The organism is Microbacterium sp. STF-2 (genome assembly GCF_034650155.1).
GTDB lineage: Bacteria > Actinomycetota > Actinomycetes > Actinomycetales > Microbacteriaceae > Microbacterium > Microbacterium maritypicum_A.
Map to the genome: position 1 here is coordinate 1 of NZ_JARKMW010000001.1, position 25,205 is coordinate 25,205.

A 25,205-nucleotide genomic window follows, 5' to 3' on the forward strand; every position below is an offset into this window, starting at 1 on the left:
CGGCGGCCATAGCGTGAGGGAAACGCCCGGTTACATTCCGAACCCGGAAGCTAAGCCTCACAGCGCCGATGGTACTGCAGGGGGGACCCTGTGGGAGAGTAGGACACCGCCGGACTCCTTTTAGACAAAATGGCCACCCATCGTTGGGTGGCCATTTTGCGTTTACACGAAAAGAACAGGGAGCATCATGCCAGAAGAGGAAGAGCGCCGTCCGCGTCGCAACGACGACGGTGGATCGCGCGGGCACCGCGCTTCTGGCGGACGCCCCAGCAATAGCCGTGACGGTGCGCCGCGTCGTGACGGCGCAGCTCCCCGTCGTGAGGGCGGGTACAACCGTGATGGTGGTGCTCCGCGTCGTGAGGGCGGGTATAACCGTGATGGTGGTGCTCCGCGTCGTGAGGGCGGGTACAACCGTGATGGTGGTGCACCGCGTCGTGACGGCGCAGCTCCCCGTCGTGAAGGTGGCGGCTACAACCGTGATGGTGGTGCTCCGCGTCGTGAGGGCGGGTACAACCGTGATGGTGGTGCACCGCGTCGTGACGGTGCTGCTCCCCGTCGTGAAGGTGGCGGCTACAACCGTGATGGTGGTGCTCCGCGTCGTGAGGGCGGGTACAACCGCGACGGCGCCGCTCCGCGTCGTGAGGGCGGGTACAACCGCGATGGCGCATCTCCCCGTCGCGAGGGCGGGTATAGCCGTTATGGTGCAGCTCCCCGTCGTGAAGGTGGCGGCTACAACCGTGACGGTGGCGCCCCGCGCCGTGACGGTGCTGCTCCCCGTCGTGAAGGTGGCAGCTACAACCGTGACGGTGGCGCCCCGCGCCGTGACGGTGCTGCTCCCCGTCGTGAAGGTGGCGGCTACAACCGTGACGGTGGCGCCCCGCGTCGCGACGGTGCTGCTCCCCGTCGCGAGGGCGGCTACAACCGTGATGGTGGTGCCCCGCGTCGTGACGGTGCTGCTCCCCGTCGTGAGGGTGGCGGCTACAACCGTGACGGTGCTGCTCCCCGTCGCGAGGGCGGCTACAACCGTGACGGTGGTGCCCCGCGCCGTGACGGTGCTGCTCCCCGTCGCGAGGGCGGCTACAACCGTGACGGTGGCGCCCCGCGTCGCGACGGTGCTGCTCCCCGTCGTGAGGGTGGCGGCTACAACCGCGACGGTGGCGCCCCGCGTCGCGAAGGCGGCGACCGCGATCGTTCACGTTCATTCCCGCAGCGCGGGGGAGCGGGGCGAGAGCGTCCGGCTCAGGCGACGAACGAGCGTCCGCGGTTCGATGAGCCGCAGATCCCCGACGACGTCACGGCTCGCGACCTCAACGGCGCAGCGCGTAATGAGCTCAAGACGCTGAGCAAGGAGAACGCCGAACACGTCGCCCGGCACCTGGCGATGGCCTCTCGTCTCATCGACGAGGACCCGGCGCTTGCCCACGAGCACGCGCTGGCCGCATCGCGCCGCGCTGGACGCATCGCGATCGTCCGTGAGACCCTCGGCATCACCGCCTACGCGACGGAAGACTTCGCCCTGGCGCTCCGCGAACTGCGGACCTACCGTCGTATCTCCGGCAAGGACGATCAGATCGCTCTCATGGTCGACAGCGAGCGCGGAATCGGTCGCTCCGATCGTGCGCTCGAGACCGGACGCGCCGTCGATCGTTCTGCGCTCGAGACTCCGGTCCGGGTCGCGCTTGCGATCGCGATGTCCGGTGCCCGTCTCGACCAGGGCGATCTCGAACTCGCACTCGGCGAGCTGGAGATCCCGGAGCTCGATCCCGATCGGGCCTTCGAATGGAGCCCGGCGCTGTTCGCCGCCCGCGCTGCCGTGCTCGAAGACCTCGGGCGCACCGAGGAGGCGGAGTTCTGGGCGCACCGCGCCGAAGTCGCCGCTGAGGCGCTAGGGGTCGATGAGGCCGGCGACGAGGAGATCTTCATCGAAGACAGCCTCATCGAGGGAGAGTTCCCCGACGAGGATGACGATGATTCCGCGGCGGATACGCCCCTGGAGGCAGATGACGCGGATCGGGAAGAGCCAGCGTCCGATGCGCCTGCCGACGTCGACGAAGCCGCGCTCGTCGCTGAGGAACCGACCGTCGACGACGAGGTGCGCGAGCTCCTCGGCGAGGACGACGAGTCGGAACCGGAGGCGTAGTGGCGCTGTTCTCTCGGAAGCGATCGCCTCGCACTCCGCTTGACGGAGTCGATACGGTTCTCGCCGACCTCGACGGTGTGGTGTACGCCGGCCCCGGGGCCCTGCCCTACGCGGTGGACAGCCTCAACGAGGCGGCGAAGTCGGCTCGACTCGGCTACATCACGAACAACGCGGCACGCACGGATGCCTCGGTCGCAGCGCACCTGAGCAGTCTCGGGCTGCGCGTCCAGGCATCCGACGTGGTCACGAGCCCGCAAGCGGCGATGAGGCTGATGGCTCAGATCGTGCCCGCCCCGGCAACGATCCTGGTCATCGGCGGTGACGGTCTCGTCGACGAGGTGCAGAAAGCCGGGTACACAGTCACACGGAGCGCGGAGGATGCGCCGAGCGCCGTCGTGCAGGGGTTCGCTCCGGAGGTCGCGTGGACGGATCTCGCTGAGGCGGCCTTCGCTCTCAAGCTTCCCGAGGACGAAGGCGGCATCCCGTGGATCGCCACCAACACCGACTGGACGATCCCCCGTGAGCGGGGAGTGGCGCCCGGCAATGGGACGCTCGTGTCCGCCGTGCACACGGCGATCGGCAGGCTCGCCACCGTCGCGGGGAAGCCGGAGGAGCCGATCTTCCAGGAGGCCCTTGCACGCTTCGGCGCGAAGAAGGCCCTCTTCATCGGGGACCGTCTCGACACCGACATCATGGGGGCGAGCAGGGTCGGCATCGAATCGGTCCTGGTGCTCACCGGCATCGACCGCCCGAAGCATGTGCTGGCCGCCCCGGAGGGCTCGCGTCCCACCTACATCCTCGGCGACCTGCGCGAACTGCATGCCCCGTATCCCGAGGTGACCGAGCAGGACGGCGTCTTCCGCGTGAACGGTGCGGCGGTGCGGGTTTCGGGCGCCGACGTCGAGATCGTGGCGGATTCCGGTGAGCAGATCGACCTGCTGCGCGCGGGAGCCGCCGCCATCTGGGCATCCGGCACCCCCGTGTTCGTGCTGAGGGTTCCGGAGCGCCTCTACGACGACCCGTTCCACCGTCCCTGACGGTGCTCGCGTGGCGCCCTTCCGCGTCGGACGGGCCGCGTACAGTAGAACCGTGAGCGATGAGACGACGAGCGCGCCGACCGATGGCCTGTGGAGTCGACTGCGCCTGATCGAGGGGCAGCCGCTCCCGGCGAGGGCCGATGCGTATTCGGCCCTCCACGACGAGCTCTCCCGTCGCCTCGAGAGCGGCGCGAAGCTCGAGCAGCGGGAGACCTCGGGATCCCGATGACGCGACTCGACGCTGCCCTCGCCGCCCGAGGACTCGCCCGTTCGCGCACCCACGCGGCCACTCTCATCTCGGAGGGCCTCGTCAGCGTCGACGGACGACCTGTCGTGAAGGCCTCGACGGCGGTCGACGATGCGGCGGAGATCACCATCGCCGGTGCAGACCACTACGTCGGACGTGCCGCGCACAAGCTCATCGCGGGCCTCGACGGCTTCGCGATACCGGTCGAGGGGCGGCTGGCACTCGACATGGGCGCATCCACCGGCGGCTTCACCCAGGTGCTCCGTGAGCGGGGAGCACGTGAGGTGCTCGCGGTCGACGTCGGGCATGGACAACTCGCCGCGTCGATCGCCGCTGATCCCGGCGTCGTGTCCGTCGAGGGCTACAACGTCCGATACATGACACGGGAGAACCTCGCCGAGGCGACGGGCGAGGTCGCAGCCCCCGATCTGGTCGTGGGTGACCTCTCGTTCATCTCTCTCGAACTCGTGTTGCCGGCCGTCGCCGCGGTGGTCCCATCGGAGTCCGACGTCCTGCTTCTCGTGAAGCCGCAGTTCGAGGTCGGACGCACCGCCGTCCGTGGGGGACTGGTCACCGACCCCGCAACACGCGCCGATGCCGTGGCTCGCATCGTGTGGAGCGCCTGGGACGTGGGGTTGGGGATGCTCGGCATCCTTCCCTCCCCGATCCTCGGAACCCACGGCAACGCCGAGTATCTCGTGCACCTCGCACCGGGTCGAGGCAGCAATCCGACAGAATGGCTGGACAGCATCAACCGACTGGCAGGAGGACGATGAACGAGCGCAGCATCCTGGTCGTCGCTCACGCGGGCCGTGTGGACACCGTCGACGCCGCCCGGCGGGTGATCGACGCCCTTCGGGAGGCCGGAGCGCGACCGGTCCTGGCCGCTGACGATCACGAGGCACTCGTGTCCGTGGATCCGTTCTTCGCCGACACCGACGTACTCGGCGTCTCCGTCGACCCGGCCGACCTCGAACTGGCGATCGTGCTGGGTGGGGATGGGACGATTCTGCGCGCAGCGGAACTCGTACGCGACAGCGGGGCTCCGGTGCTCGGCATCAACATGGGGCACGTCGGCTTCCTCGCGGAGATCGACCGCGACGACATGGACAAAGCCGTACGTCGTGTGATCGACCGCGACTACGAGGTCGAGGAACGGCTCGCCCTGTCCGTGCGTGTGAAGGATGTCGACGGCACGGTCGTCTACGAGACGTGGGCCCTCAACGAGGCCACGGTCGAGAAGGCCAGTCGTGAGCGGATGATCGAGATCGTTCTCGAGATCGACGGCCGGCCGTTGTCGAGTTTCGGATGCGACGGCATGGTGATCTCCACCCCGACCGGCTCGACGGCCTACAACTTCTCCGCCGGGGGACCGGTGATCTGGCCGAGTGTCGAGGCGATCGCGGTGGTGCCGCTGTCGGCGCACGCCCTGTTCGCCAAGCCGCTCGTGGTGAGCCCCGATGCCTCGGTGGCGATCGAGATGCTCGAACGCACGGACGGCTCGGGCATCCTCTGGTGCGATGGCCGCCGCTCGCACGACCTGCCGCCGGGCGCACGCGTGGTGGTGCGCCGCTCTTCGCGTCCCGTGCGGCTGGCTCGTCTGCACCCCACGGCATTCACCGACCGACTCGTGCGCAAGTTCCAGCTTCCCGTCGAAGGGTGGCGCGGACAGGCGCCGGGGGCGACGTCGTGATCGAGGAGATGCGGATGCAGGGGCTCGGCGTCATCGCCGATGCCGTGCTGCCGCTGGGTCCCGGATTCACCGCCATCACCGGCGAGACCGGCGCCGGAAAGACCATGGTCGTCACCGGGCTCGGACTGCTGCTGGGCCAGCGCGCCGACTCCGGAGCCGTGCGTGCGGGCGCGGCGCAGGCATCGGTCGCGGGCGTCTGGATCGTCCCCGAGAGCGGAACCGTCGCCGAGATCGTCGCCGAGGCCGGTGGCGAGCTGGAGCCTGTCGGTGCTGGCAGCGCGGAACTCTACGTGTCTCGCACGCTCAGTTCGGAAGGGCGCAGCCGTGCCAGTGTCGGTGGGCGCGCGGCCCCCGCGGGTGTGCTCTCCTCGCTCGCGGACGAGCTCGTGGTCGTGCACGGCCAGGCCGAGCAGCTGCGACTGCGTTCGGCCGTCGCGCAGCGTGATGCGCTCGATCGTTTCGGTGGGGCCCCGATCGCTGAGGCCGTGGACGAATACGCCCGGGCCTTCGCACGCTGGCGGACACTCGACGCCGAGATATCCGAGATCACCGAGAACCGTGAACGTCGCGCTGAAGAGGCGTCGCGGCTGCGAGAAGCCCTCGCGCTGATCGAGGCGACGGCTCCGGAGCCGGGGGAGGACCAGGAGCTCACCGCGCGTGCCGAACGTCTCGCGAACGCCGAGGAGCTGCGTCTCGCGGCCTCGCTCGCGCACGGCGCGCTCTCGAGCGAAGAGGGCGAACCTGATGCCTCGGCTCTCGTCGCGGAGGCGCGTCGAGTACTCGAACGCGCTGCAGACGTGAAGCTGACCGAGATCAGCGAGAACCTCGCCGACATCGGCTATCGGATCGCCGACACCGCAGGCCTTCTCTCCGCCTATCTCGCCGATCTCGACGAGACGGGTCCGCACGAGCTCGCCGCTGTCGAGGAACGCCGCGCTGCGCTGGGCACCCTGATCCGTGCACACGGCTCGCTCGACGAGGCGCTGACCGTCTGGCAGACCGGATCCGCTCGGTTGGCCGAACTCGATGACGACGGCGATCGGATCGAACGACTGATCGCCGAGCGTGATGCGGCACGGGTCGAACTCGACGCCCACGCCGAGGCGCTGACGGCGGCGCGCGCAGAGGCGGCTTCTCGTCTCGGTGCTGCCGTGACGGAAGAACTGCGTGCGCTCGCGATGCCGGACGCGCGCCTCGAGGTCTCGGTCTCCGAGGGCGCCGAGAGCGCCCACGGCCGGGACGACGTCGCGATCCTCCTCGCCCCCCATCCGGGAGCCGAGCCGCGCTCGGTCTCGAAGGGAGCCTCCGGCGGAGAGCTGTCGCGAGTGATGCTGGCGATCGAAGTGGTGATCGCCGCGACCGATCCGGTTCCGACGTTCGTCTTCGACGAGGTCGACGCCGGCATCGGCGGTGCCGCGGCGATCGAGGTCGGTCGGCGACTCGCCCGACTCGCCGAGAAGTCGCAGGTGATCGCGGTGACGCACCTCGCGCAGGTCGCGGCCTTCGCGAACAACCATCTGTCGGTCGTGAAGGCCAATGATGGTGCGGTCACGGCCTCCAGCGTGCGCCGTCTGGAAGGGGAGGAACGGGAAGCCGAGATGGCTCGTCTGCTGTCAGGACTCGCCGATTCCGACGCCGCCCTGACCCACGCCCGCGAACTTCTCAGCCTCCGCGTCCCCACCTCCTGATAGGATCGAAGCCCGTGATGAACTCTTCTTCTGCGGGACCCAAGAACGACACGACCAAGCACATCTTCGTGACTGGTGGTGTCGTTTCGTCTTTGGGCAAGGGGCTGACGGCAGCCAGCCTCGGAAACCTCCTCACGGCCCGCGGTCTGCGCGTCGTGATGCAGAAGCTCGACCCGTACCTGAACGTCGATCCGGGAACGATGAACCCGTTCCAGCACGGTGAGGTGTTCGTGACGGACGACGGCGCCGAGACCGATCTCGACATCGGACACTACGAGCGCTTCCTCGACATCAACCTGTCCGAGGCGGCCAACGTCACCACGGGTCAGATCTACTCGCAGGTGATCGCGCGCGAGCGCCGTGGCGAGTACCTCGGAGACACGGTCCAGGTGATCCCGCACATCACCGACGAGATCAAGCGCCGCATGCGCCTGCAGGCCTCGGAAGACCCGCGCCCCGACGTGATCATCACCGAGGTGGGCGGCACAGTCGGCGACATCGAGTCGCAGCCGTTCCTCGAGTCCGCGCGCCAGCTTCGTCACGAGCTCGGACGCGACAGCGTGTTCTTCGTGCACGTATCGCTCGTCCCGTTCATGGGCGCGTCGGGGGAGCAGAAGACCAAGCCGACGCAGCACTCCGTCGCGGCGCTCCGCCAGGTCGGCATCCAGCCCGATGCCCTGGTGCTCCGCAGCGACCGTCCGGTCAGCGTGAGCAACCGCAACAAGATCGCTCTCATGTGCGACGTCGACGTCGAAGGCGTCATCAACACCGTCGACCTGCCGAGCATCTACGACATCCCCTCGACTCTGAACGAGCAGGGGCTCGACTCGTACATCGTGCGACGGCTGGGCCTGGACCAGAAGGCGGCCGACGTCGACTGGACCCGCTGGAACAAGGTGCTGCACGCGGTGCACAACCCCAAGCACGAGGTGACGATCGGTCTGGTCGGCAAGTACATCGACCTGCCCGACGCGTACCTCTCGGTGACCGAGGCGCTCAAAGCCGGCGGTTTCGCGCAGGAGACCAAGGTCAACATCCGCTGGATCCCCTCCGATCTCTGCGAGACGCCGGAAGGCGCGCAGGAGCAGCTGGCACAGCTCGACGGCATCTGCGTGCCCGGCGGCTTCGGCATCCGTGGCATCGAGGGCAAGCTCGGCGCGCTGAAGTTCGCGCGCGAGCAGGGCATCCCGACGCTCGGCCTGTGCCTCGGTCTGCAGTGCATGGTCATCGAGTACGCACGTGACGTCGCCGGCATCGTCGGGGCCTCGTCCAGCGAGTTCGACCCGGAGACCGCAGAACCGGTCATCGCGACGATGGCCGAGCAGGTCGACATCCTCGACGGTGGCGACCTCGGCGGCACCATGCGCCTCGGTCTGTACCAGGCAGCCCTGGCGGAAGGCTCGCTCGCCCGCGAGCTCTACGGCGCCCCTGAGGCCTCCGAGCGTCACCGCCACCGCTACGAGGTGAACAACGCCTACCGTGACCGTCTTTCCGAGGCGGGGCTGGTGTTCTCCGGACTCAACCCGGAGCTCGACCTCGTCGAGTACGTCGAGCTGCCCCGCGATGTGCACCCGTACTACATCGCCACCCAGGCGCACCCGGAACTGCGTTCGCGTCCGACCGCCCCGCACCCGCTGTTCCGCGGGCTGGTGGGCGCGGCGATCGATCGGCACCGCGCGAGCGAGCTGTTCGACGTCAGCGCGGACGACTGAATCGAGCAATCGAGCGATGATGACGGAGTCGACGGAGAGCCTCCGGGACGAGACCTTCGAGCCGGAGGTTCTCGAGAGCGACCTCGTCTATCGCGGCAGGGTCTGGGACGTGCGCTCTGACCGCGTGCGCTATGGCGACGGCGAGATCGTGCGGCAGTACGTCGCCCACACCGGCGCGGTGGCGATCGTCGCCCTCGACGAACAGGGGCGGGTGCTGCTGATCCAGCAGTACCGCCACCCGATCCGCCATCGTGATTGGGAGCTCCCGGCCGGACTGCTCGATGTGGAGGGCGAAGAGCCTCTCGAGGCCGCCCGGCGTGAGCTCGCCGAGGAGGCCGACCTGGTCGCCGTCCACTGGGAGCCACTGGTCTCCTCGTGGACGACGCCCGGTGGGAACGACGAGATCATCCACGTGTTCCTCGCGACCGGCGTCCGACCGTCCGGTGCGCCGCACGATCGCGAGGACGAGGAAGCGGATATCCGGGTGGAGTGGGTGTCGCTGGCCGATGCGGTCTCTGCGGTCATGGAGGGTCGGATGCGCAATGGGATCCTCGCGATCGGCGTGCTGGCGGCCTCGCAGAGGTTGCGCGACCGGGGCTGAGGATGCAGCTCGAGCGCGCCCTCGACGCCTACCTGCGTCATGTCACGATCGAGCGTGGTCTGAGCGCGCACACGATCGCGGCCTACCGGCGCGACCTCGAGGGATACCGGGAGTGGTTGGTCGCCGAGGGGATCGACGACACCGGCGAGGTGACGCCGGCGACGATCGACCGGTTCATCGCGGAACGGGCCTCCGCAGAGCCGCCACCCGCGTCGACGAGCCTCGCACGCTTGCAGTCGTCGGTGCGGGGATGGCACCGCTTCCTCGCACGAGAGGGCATAGAGGCCGACGACCCGAGTGGTCGGCTCCGCCCGCCGAAGGCGCCGCGACGGCTGCCCAAAGCCCTCACGATCGAACAGGTCGAGCGTCTGCTCGCCGCGCCGTCTCCCGAGGCGCCGCTCGGCATCCGTGATCGCGCTCTGCTCGAGCTTCTCTATGCGACCGGTGCGCGCGTGTCCGAGGCGGTCGACCTCGATGTGGACGACCTGGCGCACGGCGATGTGCTGCGGCTGCGGGGGAAGGGATCCAAGGAACGCATCGTGCCGCTGGGTTCCTACGCGCGCGCCGCCGTGGACACGTATCTGACCCGTGTGCGCCCCGCCCTCGCCGCCAAGGGTCGCGCCTCGGCTCGGCTCTTCCTCGGGGCGCGAGGCGCCCCGCTCTCCCGCCAGAGCGCGTGGCTCGTCATCCGCGCGGCAGCCGAGAGCGCCCAGATCACCGTGGACGTATCGCCGCACACGCTGCGGCACTCGTTCGCGACGCATCTCCTGCAAGGGGGTGCCGACGTGCGTGTCGTGCAGGAACTGCTCGGACACTCCTCGGTCGCGACGACGCAGATCTACACGCACGTCTCGGTCGACGCCCTTCGCGACATCTACGCGACGTCGCACCCGCGCGCCCGGTGACCTCGCGGCGCCGGCCTGGCGTCTGCCGCGTGCCGAGGCAGCTGAGCGGGGGCCCGGCCGGTACAATCGACCAAGCACGACGGAGCAGGAGAACGGGTGGCTGAGAAAGTGGCGAAGTCCAGGGCGAAGGCGCAGAAGGCCGACGAGACCCCCATGGGACCCACCGGCCGCCCCTATCACGGGTTCCCGATCCCGGAGCCGCTGAAGTCGCACGGCCCGGCGCGCATCATCGCGCTGTGCAACCAGAAGGGCGGCGTCGGCAAGACGACGACCTCGATCAACCTCGCCGCTTCCCTCGCGGAGTACGGCCGGAAGGTCCTCGCCGTCGACTTCGACCCGCAGGGTGCCCTGTCGGCCGGCCTCGGCATCCCGACGCACGATGTGCCGACGATCTACGACCTGCTGCTGGACACCAAGCGCGACGCGCACGATGCGATCGTGCACTCGAGCGTCGAGGGTCTCGACGTCATGCCGGCCAACATCGACCTCTCTGCCGCAGAGGTCCACCTCGTCAACGAGGTCGCGCGCGAGACGATCCTCGCACGTGTCCTGCGCCAGGTGGCGGGGGAGTACGACGTCATCCTCATCGACTGCCAGCCGTCCCTCGGCATCCTCACCGTGAACGCGCTGACCGCGGCGCACGGCGTGATCATCCCCCTCGAGTGCGAGTTCTTCGCCCTGCGCGGTGTGGCGCTGCTGATCGAGACGATCGACAAGGTCCGCGACCGGCTGAACCCGTCGATCACGATGGACGGCCTGTTGGCGACGATGTACGACCCGCGCACGCTGCACTCCCGCGAAGTTCTGGAGCGGGTCGTCGAGGCATTCGGCGACGATGTGCTGGAGACCGTGATCGGCCGCACCGTGAAGTTCCCCGACGCGTCGGTCTCGGGCGTGCCCATCACCGAGTTCGCCCCCGAGCACGCCGCCGCTCAGGCGTACCTGCGGCTGGCGCGGGAGCTGGTCGCCCGTGGCGCCGTCGCCTAGCGAGGGGCCTGTCGACGCAACGCTCGAGGAGAGCGCGGGCGATGCCGCGGCCACAGACACGGCAGGCTTCCGGGTGTCCCTGTCGAACTTCGACGGCCCCTTCGACCTGCTGCTGAATCTCATCTCGAAACATGAGATGGACATCACCGAGGTGTCGTTGAGCGCGGTCACGAACGAATTCATCGCGTATCTGGGGGAACTCGACGACGATGAGGACCTCGACCAGGCCTCCGAGTTCCTGGTCGTGGCCGCGACCCTGCTCGACATGAAGGTGGCGGGACTCCTGCCGCAGGGCGAGCTGGTGGATGCCGAGGCGGTGGCCCTTCTCGAGGCGCGTGACCTGCTGTTCGCCCGCCTGCTGCAGTACCGGGCCTTCAAGGAGGTCTCGACGTGGTTCGCCCGCTGCCTGCAGCGCGAGGATCGCCGACACGTCCGTGCCGTTCCCCTCGAGGAGAAGCACCGGCGGCAGACTCCGGAGCTCGTCTGGTCACTGAGCGCCGACGACTTCGCCGCGCTCGCGCTACTGGCGTTCGCACCCAAGGAGATCCCGCACGTCGGGCTCGACCATCTGCACGCACCGCTGGTCAGCATCCGTGAGCAGGCGGCGATCGTCGTGACACTGCTGCGTGGGACCGAGTCGGTGAGCTTCCGTGAGCTCGTCGCGGGCGTCACGGAGCCGGGCATCGTCGTCGCGCGCTTCATCTCGGTGCTGGAGCTCTATCGGCACGCGGCGCTGTCCTTCGAACAATTGGAACCGCTCGGCGAGCTGACGCTCCGCTGGGCCGCCGACTCCTGGTCGGACGAGACGCTGGCGACCCTGGGAGCCGATTATGACCGATGACGTGACGGAGACCGACGCTGTGATGGAGACCGACGACGCGGAGGGGGCCGACCCCACGGGGTCGGAGGATCAGACCTCGGACGCTGCCGGGACGGCACCCGAGATTCCCCTCGCCGAGCGGGTCGAAGCGATCCTCTTCATCGTGGATGAGCCGATCGGCCTCGTCGCGTTGGCTGCCGCCGTCGGGTCGCCGGTGCCAGCGGTACGTCAGACGCTCGAGATGCTCGTCGAGGATTACGACGGGCGGGGCACGGGACCACGGCGCGGCTTCGAGCTGCGCGAGGTGGGGGGCGGGTGGCGACTGTACGTCCGCGAAGATCTCGATGCCATGGTGGCCGAGTTCGTCGGAGGGCAGGCCCCGGCGCGACTGTCGCAGGCCGCGCTCGAGACATTGGCGGTCATCGCCTACAAGCAGCCGGTGACGCGCAGCCAGGTCGCGTCCATCCGCGCGGTGAACGTCGATTCCGTCGTGCGCACGCTGCTCGCCCGCGGGCTGATCACGGAGCTGTTCGCGGATTCCGAGACCGGCGCGATCAACTACGGCACGTCCGACGCGCTTCTGCAGCACCTGGGCATCAACTCGCTCGACGAGCTGCCCCCGATCTCCCCGCTGCTCGATGACGGTGCAGACGGCTTCGACGAAGGGACCATCCGATGACAGGCTTCGACGCCTCGACAGACTCCGAGGCCGCGCCCGAGGGCGTGCGCTTGCAGAAGGTGCTCGCCGCGGCAGGCGTGGCCTCCCGCCGCGTGGTGGAGCAGTACATCGCCGAGGGGCGCATCCGCGTCAACGGCATCGTCGTGTCCGAGCAGGGGCGACGGATCGACCCCGAGCGCGACCTCGTCGACGTGGACGGTACCGCGATCCAGCTCGACGTCTCCAAGCGCTACGTCATGCTCAACAAGCCGACCGGCGTGGTGAGCAGCATGAAGGACGAGAGCGGCCGCCCCGACCTGCGCCGCTTCACCGAGAAGTACGACGAGCGCCTCTACAACGTCGGCCGCCTCGATGCCGAGACGAGCGGTCTGCTGATCCTCACGAACGACGGCGCGCTCGCCCACGTGCTGGCCCACCCGTCTTTCGGCGTGACGAAGGTGTACATCGCGAAGGTCGAGGGCACAGTGCTGCCGCAGACGATCTCGAAGCTGACGAAGGGCATCGAGCTGGAGGACGGACCGATCGCCGCCGACAAGGCACGGCTGTTGGACACCTCCCGCGAGGAGAGCCTGGTGGAGCTGACGCTGCACTCCGGTCGCAACCGCATCGTGCGACGCATGCTCGCGGCGGTGGGCCACCCCGTCACCGAACTGGTCCGCCGGCAGTTCGGTCCGCTCCACCTGGGAACCCTCCCGGCCGGGAAGACGCGGGAACTGAGTAAAATCGAACTCGGCGCGCTTTTGACCCTGTCGCGCCGTGATTCCGGTGTCGCCGAGGCGCCAGGCGAGCAGGAGAACGAATGACCGATACGACGAGTGCGCCCACGGGGCGGAGAGCGGGCGTCGTCGCGCCGCGCCTCTCCGGTACCGTCCGCATCGTCGGCGCCGGACTCCTCGGCGCGAGCATCGGCCACGCCCTCCGCGCGAAGGGGGTAGATGTCGTCCTGACCGATGCCTCGCCCGCCCAACTGCGTCTCGCCGTCGACTACGGCGCCGGAAGGATCTCGAACGAGGACGATCAGCCGTCCCTGGTCGTTGTCGCGGTGCCGCCGGATGTCACTGCCGACGTGATCCAGGCCGAACTCGAACGGTTCCCAGAGGCCGTCGTCACCGACGTCGCGAGCGTGAAGCTCGAGCCTTTCCGTGCACTCCAGGCGCGCGGTGTCGACCTCACCCGCTACATCGGCTCTCACCCGCTCGCCGGTCGTGAGCGCGGGGGCGCGATCTCAGCGCGTGCCGACCTCTTCATCGGGCGCCCCTGGGTGGTGTGCCGGGATGAGGAGACGAGAGCCTCCGACCTCGCCCTCGTCGAGGCCCTCGCGCTCGACGTCGGAGCGACGCCTCTCGAGATGACTCCGGAGGAGCACGATCGTTCGGTCGCCCTGACCTCGCACGTGCCCCAGGTGGTCGCGAGCCTGCTCGCCGGTCGCCTCGCCGGAGCGGAAGAGGGGGCGCTCCGCCTTGCAGGCCAGGGCGTCCGCGACACCACACGCATCGCGGCATCCGCCCCCGAGCTCTGGGTGCAGATCCTCGGGGCGAACGCGGCACCCGTGGTCGAGATCCTCGATGCGCTGGCCTCCGACCTCGGCGAGATCTCCGATGCCCTGCGTGAGCCGAGCGCTCCGGGCGCCCGGCGCATCGTCGCCGAGACCATCCGGCAGGGGAACGACGGCGTCGAACGGCTCCCCGGCAAGCACGGACAGAATCAGCGTTTCGAAACCCTCGTCGTGATGGTCGACGACACCGCGGGTCAGCTCGGCCGCCTGTTCGGAGAGCTCGGCGAGCTCGGTGTGAACGTCGAGGACCTCCGCCTCGAGCATTCGCCCGGCGCGCAGTTCGGCCTCGCCGAGATCAGCGTCGATCCCGCGGCGCTGCATGGCGCGATCACCGGGCTGCAGGAACGTGGATGGCGCATCGCTGGGAGCACGAATGACTGATATCTCGACCTCTGCTGCGGACGCTTCGGTGACCGACGCGCACAAGTTCATCGCGATCGACGGGCCGGCCGGATCGGGCAAGTCCAGCGTTTCGAAGGCCGTCGCCCGCGCACTCGGTTTCGGCTACCTCGACACCGGCTCCGCCTACCGCGCACTCGCCTGGCATGTGCTCGATCGGGGCGCCGACACCGAAGACCCTGAGGCCGTGCGCGCTGCGGCGGCAGACTTCCCTCTGACGCTGGGGCTCGACCCCGACGAGCGGACGGTGCTCGTCGGCGACGTCGAGGTCACCGAGGCCATCCGAGACCCGAGGGTCTCCGGCGCGGTGAGCGGCGTGGCGCGCGTGCCCGAGGTTCGCGCGCAGGTCAACGAGCTGTTCCGCCGTCTGGTGTCGGAGTCGTCGTACCCCGCCGTCGTGGTGGAGGGCCGTGACATCACGACCGTGGTCGCCCCCGACGCTCCGGTGCGGATCCTTCTCACCGCAGCTCCCGAGGTACGGGCTGCACGACGTGCCGGTGAACTCGCCGGCGAGAACGCGGCTGCTGTCGCCGCGGCGCTGCACAAGCGTGACGCCTCAGACAGCGCCGTCGTCGACTTCCTGAACGCCGCAGAAGGCGTCGAGGTCGTCGATTCGACGGAACTCGATTTCCCCCAGACCATCGACGCCGTCCTCACGGTGATCGAACGAATCCAAGGAGCACACCGTGGCTGACGACGAATACGAAGGCGGCCCCGACCAGCTCGCCGAGAAGATGGACCAGCTCGACGAGCATCTCGCCGAGCAGCGCGCGGAGACGCTGCGCGCCGGCCTCTCCGACTACGAGCTGGACGATGAGGACGCGGAACTCCTCGCGGGCATCACGCTCGGCGAAGACGGCATCCACTACAGCCCGGCTCTTCCCGTGGTGGCGATCGTCGGACGACCGAACGTGGGCAAGTCCGCGCTGGTCAACCGCATCCTCGGCCGCCGCGAAGCCGTGGTCGAGGACACCCCCGGTGTCACCCGTGACCGCGTGACGTACAAGGCGGAGTGGGCCGACCGTCGCTTCTCGCTCGTCGACACCGGCGGGTGGGAGCCCGACGCACGCGGCATCGACCGTTCGGTCGCGATGCAGGCCGAGGTCGCGATCGACCTCGCCGACATGGTGCTGTTCGTCGTCGACGCGATGGTGGGAGCGACGTCGACCGACGAGCACGTCGTGAAGCTGCTGCGCAAGAGCGGCAAGCCGGTGTTCCTCGTCGCCAACAAGATCGATGACGCCCGCCAGGAGCCGGAGACCGCAGCGCTGTGGAGCCTGGGCCTCGGCGAGCCCTGGCCCGTGTCGGCGATCCACGGACGCGGCGTCGCCGACCTGCTGGATGCTGTGCTCAAGAAGCTTCCCGAGGTCTCGGCCGTCGCGAAGCAGGAGATCGGCGGACCGCGCCGCGTGGCCATCCTCGGTCGTCCGAACGTGGGCAAGTCGTCACTGCTGAACAAGGCGGCAGGCGAGGAGCGCGTGGTCGTCAACGATCTGGCCGGCACCACCCGTGACCCGGTGGACGAGGTCGTGGAACTCGGCGGGAAGATGTGGCGTCTGGTCGACACCGCCGGTATTCGTCGTCGCGTGCACATGGCGCAGGGGGCCGACTTCTACGCCTCGCTGCGCACTTCGGCCGCGCTGGAGAAGGCCGAGGTCGCCGTCGTCGTTCTCGACGTCTCGGAGTCGATCAGTGAGCAGGACGTACGCATCATCGATCTCGTGCTGGAGTCGGGCCGCGCGCTCGTGCTCGCCTTCAACAAGTGGGACCGTCTGAACGACGACGATCTCGAGAACGCCGACCGCCGTCGCTACCTCGAGCGTGAGATCGAGCAGGATCTGGCGCACGTCGCCTGGGCCCCGCGGGTGAACATCTCGGCGAAGACCGGGCGTCACCTCGACAAGCTCGTGCCCGCGCTGGAGACGGCCCTGGAGAACTGGGACCGTCGTATTCCGACGGGCAAGTTCAACGCGTTCCTCGCAGAACTCGTGGCGGAGCACCCGCACCCGCTGCGCGGTGGCAAGCAGCCGCGCATCCTGTTCGGCACCCAGGCGTCGACGCGCCCGCCGACGTTCGTGCTGTTCACGACCGGTTTCCTCGACCCCGGGTACCGCCGGTTCATCCAGCGGCGTCTGCGCGAGCTCTACTCGTTCGAGGGCACGCCGATCGTGATCAACATGCGCGTGCGCGAGAAGCGTCAGCGCTGATCTGTTCCGGCGCATGTCGCGCCGTGGTGCTGTGACCCCGATGCTGTGAAAGGCTGAAGGGGTGACTGTCGTACCTCCTGCTTTCGGTGAACCGCGTCGCCCCGAGGGGCCGCGGAACCCCGGCGATGCCTGGGTGATCGCGGAGTCGGGGGAGAAGTACTGGGGGCGCTTCGGTGCTGCCGGGCTTCTCGCCTATGACCCCGCACGTGGCATCCTGCTGCAGCATCGTGTCGCGTGGAGTCACTTCGGTGGAACCTGGGGCTTGCCGGGCGGCGCACTCCACGAGGGGGAGAGCGCGATCGCGGGAGCGACCCGTGAGGCCCAGGAAGAGGCGGGCGTGCCGGACGGTGCCGTGCGCGCCCGGTTCACGAGCGTTCTCGATCTGGGTATCTGGTCGTACACGACCGTCGTCGCCGATGTCGGGGAGCCTTTCGAGCCGGTGATCAGCGACCCCGAGAGCGTCGCGCTCGAGTGGGTGCCGGTCGATCAGGTGTCGTCACGACCGTTGCACCCCGGTTTCGGTTCGTCGTGGCCGGCGTTGCTCGAACTGCTCGACGTGCGACCGGCGATCGTGGTGGATGCCGCGAATGTCGTCGGCTCGGTCCCTGATGGGTGGTGGAAAGACCGTGCGGGCGCCGCAGCTCGTCTTCGTGCGCGTCTGGAGGGACTGGCGGTCCCCGCGCACGCGCTGGAACTCGCAGGCGATGAGTGGTTCCCCGACGTGTCGATGGTGGTCGAGGGGCGGGCGCGAGGTATCGAAGACCAAGCCGGCACGGTCTCGGTGATCCGCGCGGAAGCCGCGGGTGATGACGCGATCGTCGCCGAGGTCGAGCGCCGTGTCGCGATGCAGCAGCTGGTCGTGACCGTCACGAGCGACAGGGGCCTCCGCGATCGCGCCGAGAGCGCCGGAGCCGCGCACATCCGTTCGGCTGGGTGGTTGCTCGATCTCTTCGCGGCCAACGGCTGACTTTCGCCCCAAGCCCCGCGCGCTGGGGTCCTGCGCGCTGTTCCTAGCGCGCCGTGGTCCTAGCGCGGGTCCTGCGCGCTGTGGTCCTGACGTCGTGATTCAGACGAACATCACGCGTCGGGGCGGCGGGTCGGCATAGTCGCGGCCCAGCGGACTCTGCCACGTGATGCTGCCGTCCTTCTCCTGCTGAGCGGTCCAGCGATACGGATCGGGAATGTCCGGATGCTTGAGCGCGTGGTGGCCCCGGCAGAAGTGGCCGAGGTTGTCGAGCCTGGTCTTCCCTCCCTTCGCATGATCGTGGTTGTGGTCGATCTCGCTGCGGTGCGCCGGCATGCGGCACCCCGGGAAGCGGCAGTGTCGGTCACGCGCGCGCAGGAACCGTCGCATCCCCTCGGTCGGCGTATAGGTGTCTGTCTCGACCACCATGCCTGTCGGGTCGAGGAACAGACGGGTCCAGCCGGTGTTGCGCCCCGCCAGCTCCCGGACGATGTCGGGGCTCAGGGGGCCGAGTCCGTCGAGCTCGGCAGGGCGGTCGTCGACGCCGGCGAGCGTGGTCGCCGCGACGGTCACCTGAATGCGGGCCTGGACGCCGTCGAGGGCGTCGCCGTGCGCGGTGCTCGGATCTGCGGTCAGGAGCAGGTCCGAGAACAGGTCCGCCTCGGTCTGCTTCCATGTTCGGGTGTCGGCCGGGAAGTGCGTCACTTCGGGATCTGTCGCGAACGTGTCGCCATCAGCACCGCGGATCACGCCACCATCGACGAAGTCGACCGACGGGGCGGCGAGGGGAGGTTCATCGAGGGGAGGCACATCGATGTACTCAGCCGCGTCGTCGAACCACCGGGGTGGGGGCAGGATCTCGCGGGTGTCTCGAGCCCGCACGACTTCGCGCGTCATCCGGTTGAGCCGGTCGGAGATCGCGGCGGCGATCCACTCGGGGAGCACCGCGGTGAGAAGTGCCAGGCCGTCGTCGAGTGCTCTCACCGTCACACATCGTTCTTCTGCAGCGCGGCGGTGCCTCTCCACGAGCGTCTCGCCGACGAGGGCAGCGGCGACCTGGCGTACATGGGCGCGCGTGCGCGCGGCCGTGTCGCGTTCGGCGACGACGAGCGCTGCGGTTTCGAAGAGTTCCATGACCGCGGGATCGGCCTTCCTGTTGCGGATCGCTTCGGCGACGAGCGCGCAGGCCCTGGCGATCTCTCGCACATGTCCGACGCTGATCATGCCGTCGGCGAATGCGGCACGGACGGCCGGGAGATGGGTGTGAAGGGTATGGGCATCGGCGAAGGCGAACTCCATCGAGCCTTTCGACACGTGTCCGGCAGCGGAGAACTCCGCGATCATCGAGCGATGGATCGCCTCTCGATGAGAAGGGCTCGCGGAGACATCGGCGTCGTGGATGGCGATCTGCTCCGTCAGCAGGTCTGCGGCCTCGGCTTCGAGTGCGGCGATCCGACGTCTCGTGTCGACCCACGCGTCCAAGACGCGCCGTCGTTCCTCGAGATCGAGGTCGAGATCAGTCGAGAGGGCCATGCCTCAAGATTAGAACAAAGATTCGAATATCGTAAGGTGTGGTGGTGGTGCATGCCGAGATATCAGTGAAAGCTCTCGTCGTTCCGCCCCCGCAGCTTGTCGATGTCGCGGCGTTCTCGCTTGGTGGGGCGCCCGGCCCCGCGGTCGCGGAGTCCCAGCGCTGCCTGGGGTTCGCGCTCGGGAGTGCGATCCTCGTAGGCGAGCGCGGCCACCGGGGCCCCCACACGTTTGACCAGCAGCTGACGGACGATGAGGATCCGATCGAATCCCGCGATGCGTATGCGCAGTTCATCTCCGATGCGAACCTGCTGCGCGGCCTTCACCTTGTCTCCGTTCACCCGTACATGCCCCGCTCGGCATGCAGTCGTCGCGGCCGACCGCGTCTTGTAGACGCGGATCGCCCAGAGCCAGCTGTCGACGCGGGCGGCATCCATCAGGTGCTCCTCTTCCGCAGCGTCACGAGGGCGCCGGCGACGATCAGGCCTTGGCCGATCGTATAGGTGAGCATCACTGCAGGGCTGCTCCAGGACGGCAGCGAATCGGGGAGGAACAGGCGGAAGGCGAGGATCGTGTCGCTGGCGAGGAAGAAGGCCCCGCCGACGGCGATGAGAGGGTGACAACGCGCCGAGAATGCCGCGGTTCCGCCGAGCACGAGCCCGTAGGCGGCGACGGCGATGAGCAGATCGCCCGTGTGCGAACCCAGTGTCGTGATCATGCCCACCCACCAGGCGGCGTACACCAGCGCCCACCAGGGCATGCGCCGGACGGACAGGTGGCGCGCGAACAGCACGATGTATGCCACGTGGGCGATGCCGAAGAAGGTCAGCATCAGAGGCAGCTCCGGGCCCTGGGGGAAGAAGGTGCCGGCACCGTCGCCGAGCCAGGAGAACGACAATGCCGCGACGAGGAGGACGAGCGTGATCCGCGGGGAGAGGCGTCGCGCGGAGACCAGCACCGGAACGGCCAGCAACGGCATCAGCAGCAGCTTCGTGGGCGCAGCGAGCGGGTTGTCGATGGTCAGGAGGATGACGTGCAGGAGGGACATCACCGCGAACGGGAGAAAGGCCCACATGAGAGCGTGGCGCGGGGAGCGACGTTGCATCCCGCCATCGTAGGGTTCGCCCTGACCGGGGGCGACGGGCATCGCCGTCCCCCGCGTCGGCCCCGGCGTCATCCCGCTGTTCACGATTCGACGGCGACCTGCGTGACGCTGTCGTCGACACTGAGGTGCACGGCCGGCCAGTAGCCTTCGGGGAAGTGCTCTCCGCAGTTGTCGGTGAGGTGCAGTATGACGGTGCCGTCGGAGGCCGCCTCGATCGCCTCGATCGTGAGGTCGGAGGCGGCTTCGTCGAGCTCGCGGGGTTCAGGGGCACCCGTGCTGAAATTCGCGACGACCGCGTCGGTGGCGATCCGGTGCACGATGTCCAGTCGCTTCACCGCGTCGCGCATGCGGGGAAGGAGCGGTGCGACCTCGTCGGAGCTCGTGCCCTCCAGCATGAGCTCGACCTCGGTGCCCTCGACGGAGGTGGTGCCGACGAACCAATCGTGCGTCAGTACCGTGCCGTCGGTGAGTTCCGAACGGGCACGGGCGAACCTGCCGAGCTCGGGATCGTCGATGGTCGCGTTCTCGTCGGTCATGCCTTTCACGCTAGTGGCTTCTGGGTGATCGTCATCATGGGGTCAGATCGAGGGTGACCAGCGCGCGACCAGGTTTGAGCTCGGACTTCTCCGTGAAGCCGGCGGAGAGGAACGTGCCCAGGGTGCCGTGGAACAGGTCGTTGGTGCGCTTCCTCTCGCCCCCGGTGTCCACGGGATACCCCTCGATCAGGCGGGCCCCGGAGCCTCGGGCGTAATCCACCGCCGCGAGCAGGAGTTCGAGGTTGAGCCCGGCACCGCGGTGTTCTCGGCGCACCACGAAGCACGTCACGGCCCACACTGATTCGTCGTCGAACGGCTCGGTGCTGGCCGCCGCGATGATGCGGGTGCGGGGAACACGCGCCTGGCGGGTGCGGGGACCGATGCGGATCCAACCTGCGCCCTCGCCGTCGACGTAGGCGATGATTCCCGGCGGCGGGCCGTCGTCGATCTCGGCGCGGAACATCTCGATGCGTTGCGGAGTCGTTGTCGCGTTCCAGTCCTTGTTGCTGAGCACCGGCCAGATGCACTGACAGCTTGCTCCATCCCCGCCTCCGGTGAGCGCGTGCTGCACGTCATCCCAACGAGCGGTCGTCGCCACCTCGGTCGTGATCGTCACCATGCCGTGACGCTACGCCGGGCATCCGACACTCGCAACGCCTCGGTTCGCGGAGGGGGTGGAGATACGGCTAAGATAGGGGAGTTGCCTGCGCGAGAGCGCAGAACAACGGGCTGTGGCGCAGCTTGGTAGCGCACTTGACTGGGGGTCAAGGGGTCGCAGGTTCAAATCCTGTCAGCCCGACCAGATGGGCTGTTGGCAATACTGATTGCAGAACAGCTAGAGAAAAGGGAAGGGCACCTGCTTCGAGCAGGTGCCCTTCCCTTTTTCGTGTCTGCGGCGCTGGATTTCGGTTCAGATAGTTGGATTCGACCGATTCTGGGGCCGAGAAAACGAACGCGCCCGGCTTTCGGGCGCGTTCGGTTGTCCTGGCGACCCCAACCCTCACGTTCAAACGGCGCTAACCTGGATCAGCAACGGTGCGAACTCCGTGACGACGACCGACGTCACTCGTAGCTCCGATGAACGTGCCACCCGTCCTCGGCCTTGAAGACATCGCGCAGCCGTACTCGTTGGTCCCTGGAACTGCCATGCGTACAGGCCTCGACGGCTCGCTTCCAGCGCGGACCAGATCGAGTCACGCAGTCGTGTCGGGGTATCCGACACCCGCCAACGGTGCACGGCGAATACCCTCCTCGCGGGAATGGCGTCGACCATCCACATGATGGCGGGCGGGGGAGCGGTAGCGGCGAGCGTGGAGCGTTCTTGGGTTGGTGTCGGAGCTTCAACGTTCATCAGCGGGACGGCCGAGTAGTCCCGGACGGTCGCTCTCGCCACCGAGGGTGCCATCGAGAAGATCTCCAACATGACGCTCAACTAGCTGCGGGTTAGAGAGTTTCGTTCCACCATGCAAGCCATCTGCGGAAGCGAGTCAGCTCGCCCTGTTCTTCTGCGGGTTCGTCGGTGACGGGCTTAGGCGCTTCTTGCTCGCCAGCCCCGAAGTGCTTGCGCCCAGCTGCTTCGAACTGTTGGATCGCGGCGGACAGGCTCTTCTGTGTGTCGCGGGCCTGTTGCGATGTGCTCAGGATGCGCGCGTACATCATGCCTACAACGACGCTACGCGCCGGCTTGCGTAGCGTCTCGGGCGCGATCAGCGTTATGGATGAGTACGAACTCATAGCGCGCTTACAGGCGCCACGAATTAGGTCTCGTGCGACCGTGACCTTCTCGCTGACCTTGGAAGACGGCGTTGCCTCGGCTGGCCAGACACCGGCTTCTCCCAGCGTTTCTTTCACGGCTCGCGCTTCCTCTAGGAGGTTGGAGCAATGCTCTAGCCGCTGGTCCATGTAGCGCTCGGACAGTGCGCGCTCAGCCTTGCGATCCTCCTGCCGCTTGTTGAACTGGTGTCCCAGCACGCCTCCGATGATGAGGAAGGTTCCAGCGACAACTGGGACACCCCACCACGGAGCGCTCTCAGTCGTTCCAGTTGCTTGTGCGAGCAAAACTAGAGCGGCAGCGGTCGCGGGCATGGCCACAATCTATCGGGGTGCCCGACAACTGCGGAATCTATGATAAGAATACGGTACTTCGGCCAATTCACTGGGGGGAAACATGGCGCGAACTAAGGGCGCTACCAACCGCACTCCGCGGGAGATCCGCAAGGACGGCGAGAATCAGATCAAGATCGCGAAGCTGAAGGAAAAGCTCGCTCGCGAGAAGGCAAAGAACGCCAAGAAGAGGTAGTCCTGAGGCTTAGAAGCCCCGGAAGCCCCAGAAGCCCTGGTTGTCTATATGGTGCTGGTGCGCGCCTTCGAGGTCTGTGTTGATGTCCTGGATCTCCTGCTGTATGCGCTCCATCTCTTCCTCGAGCTTCGCCTGCTGATCCGTGTCCCCGGCACCGAACGCCTGGTCGATCTCCTGCTCTAGCTGCTCTGAGCGCTCCTCGGCCGCGGTGAGTGCGTCGTCGAGCTTGCTGATCGCGTCACCGCTCTCTCGGAGGCTTGCTTCGGCTTGTTCGGGAGAGTCTTCGTACTTGGGCACGTCGTCAGAGTAGCGCTTGCGCCTTCACATGACCGAGCAGACCGGTAATGGCGGGTGCGCTCTGGCCTTCGTTGCGGCGTCCGTGCTCGTGGTCGGAGTGGATGCATCGTGTTCATGGCGGGCGCATGCTTCACGCAGTAAACCTAGTGAGGGCGCGGGCGCTCGGCGCAGCCGGGCCATCGGGATCCCCCACGCGTCCGGCAGCGGTCATGAACTCCACGACCAGGCGTCGTGACGGGCATCACGCACCGCCTCCTCGAGGCGACCTTCATAGAGCAGCGTGATGTTGCGGGGCGGGTCCGCTACGGGCAATGCGACGTTCAGCCACTGCGCCCACGTCCATCTGCTCGGGGTCCCAGTCTCGAGGGCACGAAGGACGTCCCGTAGACCCTCGACGATCTTCCCGTCCCGGAGCTGGAACGACGGGAACAAGTCGACGTGGTCGTCACTGTGCAGCGCGAGGAGCCGGAGATCTTTCCCCGTCGCCATGACCTCGGCCTCCGTCCACCCGAGTATGCGGGCCAGCCTCGTCACCGTGTAGCAGGGGCCGACGATCTCGGCCCAGGGGCTCGGCTCGTCCTCGTCCTCGCTCATGGCTTCTCCTCAGGGTCGCGGGTGTGGCGGCGGCGGACGTCGTCGATGAGCTCCTCGAGCGCGCGGACTCCGTCGACGTAGTCCCGCGCGTCTCGGAGGGCGTCGGGTGTGGGCTTGAGCCCGTCCAGGACTCCCGAGTGAACGGACTCGGCGACGCTGTTCATCCGCTGCTCCCGCGTGCGACGAGAACCGTCGTCGTCGTTGGCGAGTCCGCGGAGGATCGCCAGGCTCGGGGTTGCCATCTGGAGGTTGGACAGGTCGAGAATCCCGAGGTTCCACTCGTGGCCTTCACGCCCGAGGCTCGCCACTCGACGGCCATCAGCAGTCTGTCCGCCCGCTCCGACATGCAGGTGCCCATGAGCGAGGAGCTCCGGGCGCACGGCATCCCAGACTTTACTGACCCGCGCGCGCGACGCCGCGGACGCCTCCAGGGCCGCCTTCGGGAAGCCGTACGGGTTCGTGCGAAGGATCTCACGGACGGGGCGAACAGGGGTGTTGGCGGGTGACTCGTGGGTGAGCATCAGGTCGGCGGGGCCCCCGGCGATGGCGTCGGCGACGTGTTCATCGGTGATGGCCTCGTCGGGCCACCAGGTCAGCCCTTCGATCCTCGACTCACGGTCGACAGAGGCGGCGCCACCGAGCGACAGCACAGAGCGCCCGCCAATGGTGAGGCGCGCGGGCCGGGGGAGCAGCCACACGAGCTTGGAGACCCGCACGGCTTCGCCGGGGTACTTGTTCATGAGTGGGGTGATCTCACCCCACGGCTCATGATTCCCTCCGGTCACGTAGATGCCTGTGATGCCCGTCTCAGTGAGCGCTTTGTCGACCTCTTCCGGGGGCATCCACCAGTCGCCGAGCTGCAAGATGGTCGTGACGTCCGGCGCGAGGTAGGGGAGTGCCCTCGCCAGCATCCGGATCCAACCTACGTTGCCGTGAACGTCCCCCAACACTGCGACTCGCTGGTCTGGCAGCGTGATTTCGGCTGCGTGTTCTAGAGCGTCCACGGGTCTCCCATCGAGATGACGACGCGATAGACCGCGCTAGCGCGCACGTTGATGATCAGCGTCCCAGGTGGGTGGAGTGCAGGCACAGAGCCGTCGCGTGATCTGTCGTTGGGTCGGCGAAGCGTGCGCGGTACCTAGGCGCGTGAATCGCTCGGGTCGGTCGCGGAAGGGATTCGGCGGCGTGGCCCTCCCGTTCCCACGGCGGA

Annotated in this window: 28 protein-coding genes, 1 tRNA gene and 1 rRNA gene; 21 read left to right on the forward strand and 9 right to left on the reverse strand. The window is 68.0% G+C overall.

The genetic code is table 11. From position 1 onward, the window contains the following. The 19 genes from rrf to MicroSTF_RS00095 form a co-directional block, all read left to right on the forward strand. A 5S ribosomal RNA gene (rrf, locus tag MicroSTF_RS00005) occupies positions 1-115 on the forward strand; the annotation flags it as partial. A gap of 163 nt (positions 116-278) precedes the next feature. Continuing rightward, positions 279-1,343, forward strand: coding sequence for a hypothetical protein (locus MicroSTF_RS00010; RefSeq protein WP_322952655.1), 1,065 nt, complete (start codon positions 279-281; stop codon positions 1,341-1,343). Positions 1,344-1,381: 38 nt separating this feature from the next. Further along, positions 1,382-2,140 (forward strand): hypothetical protein, encoded by a 759-nt coding sequence (locus tag MicroSTF_RS00015; protein WP_322952658.1) that lies wholly within the window; start codon positions 1,382-1,384, stop codon positions 2,138-2,140. Beyond that, positions 2,140-3,177 carry an HAD-IIA family hydrolase gene (locus MicroSTF_RS00020; protein WP_029264865.1) on the forward strand — a complete coding sequence of 346 codons (1,038 nt, stop codon included), beginning with the start codon at positions 2,140-2,142 and terminating at the stop codon, positions 3,175-3,177. Before MicroSTF_RS00015 ends, MicroSTF_RS00020 begins: the two co-directional genes overlap by 1 nt. 52 nt (positions 3,178-3,229) lie before the next feature. Further along, on the forward strand, positions 3,230-3,406 hold the full coding sequence (locus MicroSTF_RS00025; RefSeq protein WP_168436332.1) for a hypothetical protein: 177 nt from the start codon (positions 3,230-3,232) through the stop codon (positions 3,404-3,406). Next, entirely contained in the window at positions 3,403-4,200 is a 798-nt protein-coding gene (locus MicroSTF_RS00030; RefSeq protein WP_029264867.1) for a TlyA family RNA methyltransferase, read from the forward strand. Before MicroSTF_RS00025 ends, MicroSTF_RS00030 begins: the two co-directional genes overlap by 4 nt. Further along, entirely contained in the window at positions 4,197-5,117 is a 921-nt protein-coding gene (locus MicroSTF_RS00035) for an NAD kinase (protein ID WP_029264868.1), read from the forward strand. The genes MicroSTF_RS00030 and MicroSTF_RS00035 overlap by 4 nt, the downstream gene beginning before the upstream one ends. Continuing rightward, on the forward strand, positions 5,114-6,805 hold the full coding sequence (gene recN / locus MicroSTF_RS00040; RefSeq protein WP_029264869.1) for a DNA repair protein RecN: 1,692 nt from the start codon (positions 5,114-5,116) through the stop codon (positions 6,803-6,805). The genes MicroSTF_RS00035 and recN overlap by 4 nt, the downstream gene beginning before the upstream one ends. A 17-nt stretch (positions 6,806-6,822) precedes the next feature. Then, positions 6,823-8,517, forward strand: coding sequence for a CTP synthase (locus tag MicroSTF_RS00045; protein WP_029258974.1), 1,695 nt, complete (start codon positions 6,823-6,825; stop codon positions 8,515-8,517). 19 nt (positions 8,518-8,536) lie between these two features. Continuing rightward, positions 8,537-9,118: an NUDIX domain-containing protein gene (locus MicroSTF_RS00050; RefSeq protein WP_029264870.1), complete on the forward strand. Its 582-nt coding sequence runs from the start codon at positions 8,537-8,539 to the stop codon at positions 9,116-9,118. Positions 9,119-9,120: 2 nt separating this feature from the next. After that, the gene (xerD, locus tag MicroSTF_RS00055) at positions 9,121-10,023 is read left to right on the forward strand and encodes a site-specific tyrosine recombinase XerD (RefSeq protein ID WP_029264871.1); all 903 of its coding nucleotides are present in this window, start codon (positions 9,121-9,123) and stop codon (positions 10,021-10,023) included. Positions 10,024-10,176: 153 nt separating this feature from the next. Then, the gene (locus MicroSTF_RS00060; protein ID WP_168441067.1) at positions 10,177-11,010 is read left to right on the forward strand and encodes a ParA family protein; all 834 of its coding nucleotides are present in this window, start codon (positions 10,177-10,179) and stop codon (positions 11,008-11,010) included. Continuing rightward, positions 10,994-11,851 (forward strand): segregation and condensation protein A, encoded by an 858-nt coding sequence (locus MicroSTF_RS00065; protein ID WP_021199275.1) that lies wholly within the window; start codon positions 10,994-10,996, stop codon positions 11,849-11,851. The genes MicroSTF_RS00060 and MicroSTF_RS00065 overlap by 17 nt, the downstream gene beginning before the upstream one ends. Next, positions 11,841-12,509: an SMC-Scp complex subunit ScpB gene (gene scpB / locus MicroSTF_RS00070; protein WP_322952667.1), complete on the forward strand. Its 669-nt coding sequence runs from the start codon at positions 11,841-11,843 to the stop codon at positions 12,507-12,509. Before MicroSTF_RS00065 ends, scpB begins: the two co-directional genes overlap by 11 nt. Then, on the forward strand, positions 12,506-13,312 hold the full coding sequence (locus tag MicroSTF_RS00075) for a pseudouridine synthase (RefSeq protein WP_322952670.1): 807 nt from the start codon (positions 12,506-12,508) through the stop codon (positions 13,310-13,312). The genes scpB and MicroSTF_RS00075 overlap by 4 nt, the downstream gene beginning before the upstream one ends. Then, complete coding sequence (locus MicroSTF_RS00080) at positions 13,309-14,445, forward strand: prephenate dehydrogenase (protein ID WP_322952672.1); 1,137 nt, start codon at positions 13,309-13,311, stop codon at positions 14,443-14,445. The genes MicroSTF_RS00075 and MicroSTF_RS00080 overlap by 4 nt, the downstream gene beginning before the upstream one ends. After that, positions 14,438-15,157: a (d)CMP kinase gene (gene cmk / locus MicroSTF_RS00085; protein ID WP_021199279.1), complete on the forward strand. Its 720-nt coding sequence runs from the start codon at positions 14,438-14,440 to the stop codon at positions 15,155-15,157. The genes MicroSTF_RS00080 and cmk overlap by 8 nt, the downstream gene beginning before the upstream one ends. A 40-nt stretch (positions 15,158-15,197) precedes the next feature. Next, a complete protein-coding gene (gene der / locus MicroSTF_RS00090; protein WP_208323601.1) occupies positions 15,198-16,670 on the forward strand; it encodes a ribosome biogenesis GTPase Der in 1,473 nt (490 codons plus the stop codon). Positions 16,671-16,731: 61 nt separating this feature from the next. Beyond that, entirely contained in the window at positions 16,732-17,637 is a 906-nt protein-coding gene (locus tag MicroSTF_RS00095) for an NUDIX hydrolase (RefSeq protein ID WP_322952676.1), read from the forward strand. A gap of 99 nt (positions 17,638-17,736) precedes the next feature. On the opposite strand, the gene MicroSTF_RS00100 is transcribed toward MicroSTF_RS00095, so the two are convergent. From MicroSTF_RS00100 to MicroSTF_RS00120, 5 genes are all read right to left on the reverse strand, one after another. Beyond that, entirely contained in the window at positions 17,737-19,167 is a 1,431-nt protein-coding gene (locus MicroSTF_RS00100) for an HNH endonuclease signature motif containing protein (RefSeq protein WP_322952678.1), read from the reverse strand. A gap of 62 nt (positions 19,168-19,229) precedes the next feature. Continuing rightward, positions 19,230-19,601, reverse strand: a complete 372-nt coding sequence (locus tag MicroSTF_RS00105; protein WP_021199283.1) for an RNA-binding S4 domain-containing protein — start codon at positions 19,599-19,601, stop codon at positions 19,230-19,232. Then, positions 19,601-20,269, reverse strand: coding sequence for a lysoplasmalogenase (locus MicroSTF_RS00110; protein ID WP_315073936.1), 669 nt, complete (start codon positions 20,267-20,269; stop codon positions 19,601-19,603). Before MicroSTF_RS00110 ends, MicroSTF_RS00105 begins: the two co-directional genes overlap by 1 nt. An 80-nt stretch (positions 20,270-20,349) precedes the next feature. Beyond that, on the reverse strand, positions 20,350-20,805 hold the full coding sequence (locus MicroSTF_RS00115; protein ID WP_021199285.1) for a hypothetical protein: 456 nt from the start codon (positions 20,803-20,805) through the stop codon (positions 20,350-20,352). A 34-nt stretch (positions 20,806-20,839) separates the two neighbouring features. Then, complete coding sequence (locus MicroSTF_RS00120) at positions 20,840-21,424, reverse strand: GNAT family N-acetyltransferase (RefSeq protein WP_322952683.1); 585 nt, start codon at positions 21,422-21,424, stop codon at positions 20,840-20,842. A 106-nt stretch (positions 21,425-21,530) separates the two neighbouring features. On the opposite strand from MicroSTF_RS00120, the gene MicroSTF_RS00125 reads away from it, so the two are divergent. Next, positions 21,531-21,607, forward strand: a tRNA-Pro gene (locus tag MicroSTF_RS00125). Between the two features lie 641 nt (positions 21,608-22,248). On the opposite strand, the gene MicroSTF_RS00130 is transcribed toward MicroSTF_RS00125, so the two are convergent. Then, positions 22,249-22,890 carry a hypothetical protein gene (locus MicroSTF_RS00130; protein WP_322952685.1) on the reverse strand — a complete coding sequence of 214 codons (642 nt, stop codon included), beginning with the start codon at positions 22,888-22,890 and terminating at the stop codon, positions 22,249-22,251. A gap of 82 nt (positions 22,891-22,972) precedes the next feature. Here MicroSTF_RS00130 and MicroSTF_RS00135 point away from each other — a divergent pair, with 82 nt between their 5' ends. After that, positions 22,973-23,104, forward strand: a complete 132-nt coding sequence (locus tag MicroSTF_RS00135; RefSeq protein WP_322952687.1) for a hypothetical protein — start codon at positions 22,973-22,975, stop codon at positions 23,102-23,104. A 9-nt stretch (positions 23,105-23,113) separates the two neighbouring features. Here the strand turns inward: MicroSTF_RS00135 and MicroSTF_RS00140 are convergent, their stop codons facing one another. From MicroSTF_RS00140 to MicroSTF_RS00150, 3 genes are all read right to left on the reverse strand, one after another. Further along, positions 23,114-23,401, reverse strand: a complete 288-nt coding sequence (locus tag MicroSTF_RS00140; protein ID WP_322952689.1) for a hypothetical protein — start codon at positions 23,399-23,401, stop codon at positions 23,114-23,116. 207 nt (positions 23,402-23,608) lie between these two features. Beyond that, positions 23,609-23,995: a hypothetical protein gene (locus MicroSTF_RS00145; RefSeq protein WP_322952692.1), complete on the reverse strand. Its 387-nt coding sequence runs from the start codon at positions 23,993-23,995 to the stop codon at positions 23,609-23,611. Next, on the reverse strand, positions 23,992-24,999 hold the full coding sequence (locus MicroSTF_RS00150) for a metallophosphoesterase (RefSeq protein ID WP_322952694.1): 1,008 nt from the start codon (positions 24,997-24,999) through the stop codon (positions 23,992-23,994). Before MicroSTF_RS00150 ends, MicroSTF_RS00145 begins: the two co-directional genes overlap by 4 nt. Positions 25,000-25,205: the final 206 nt, after the last annotated feature.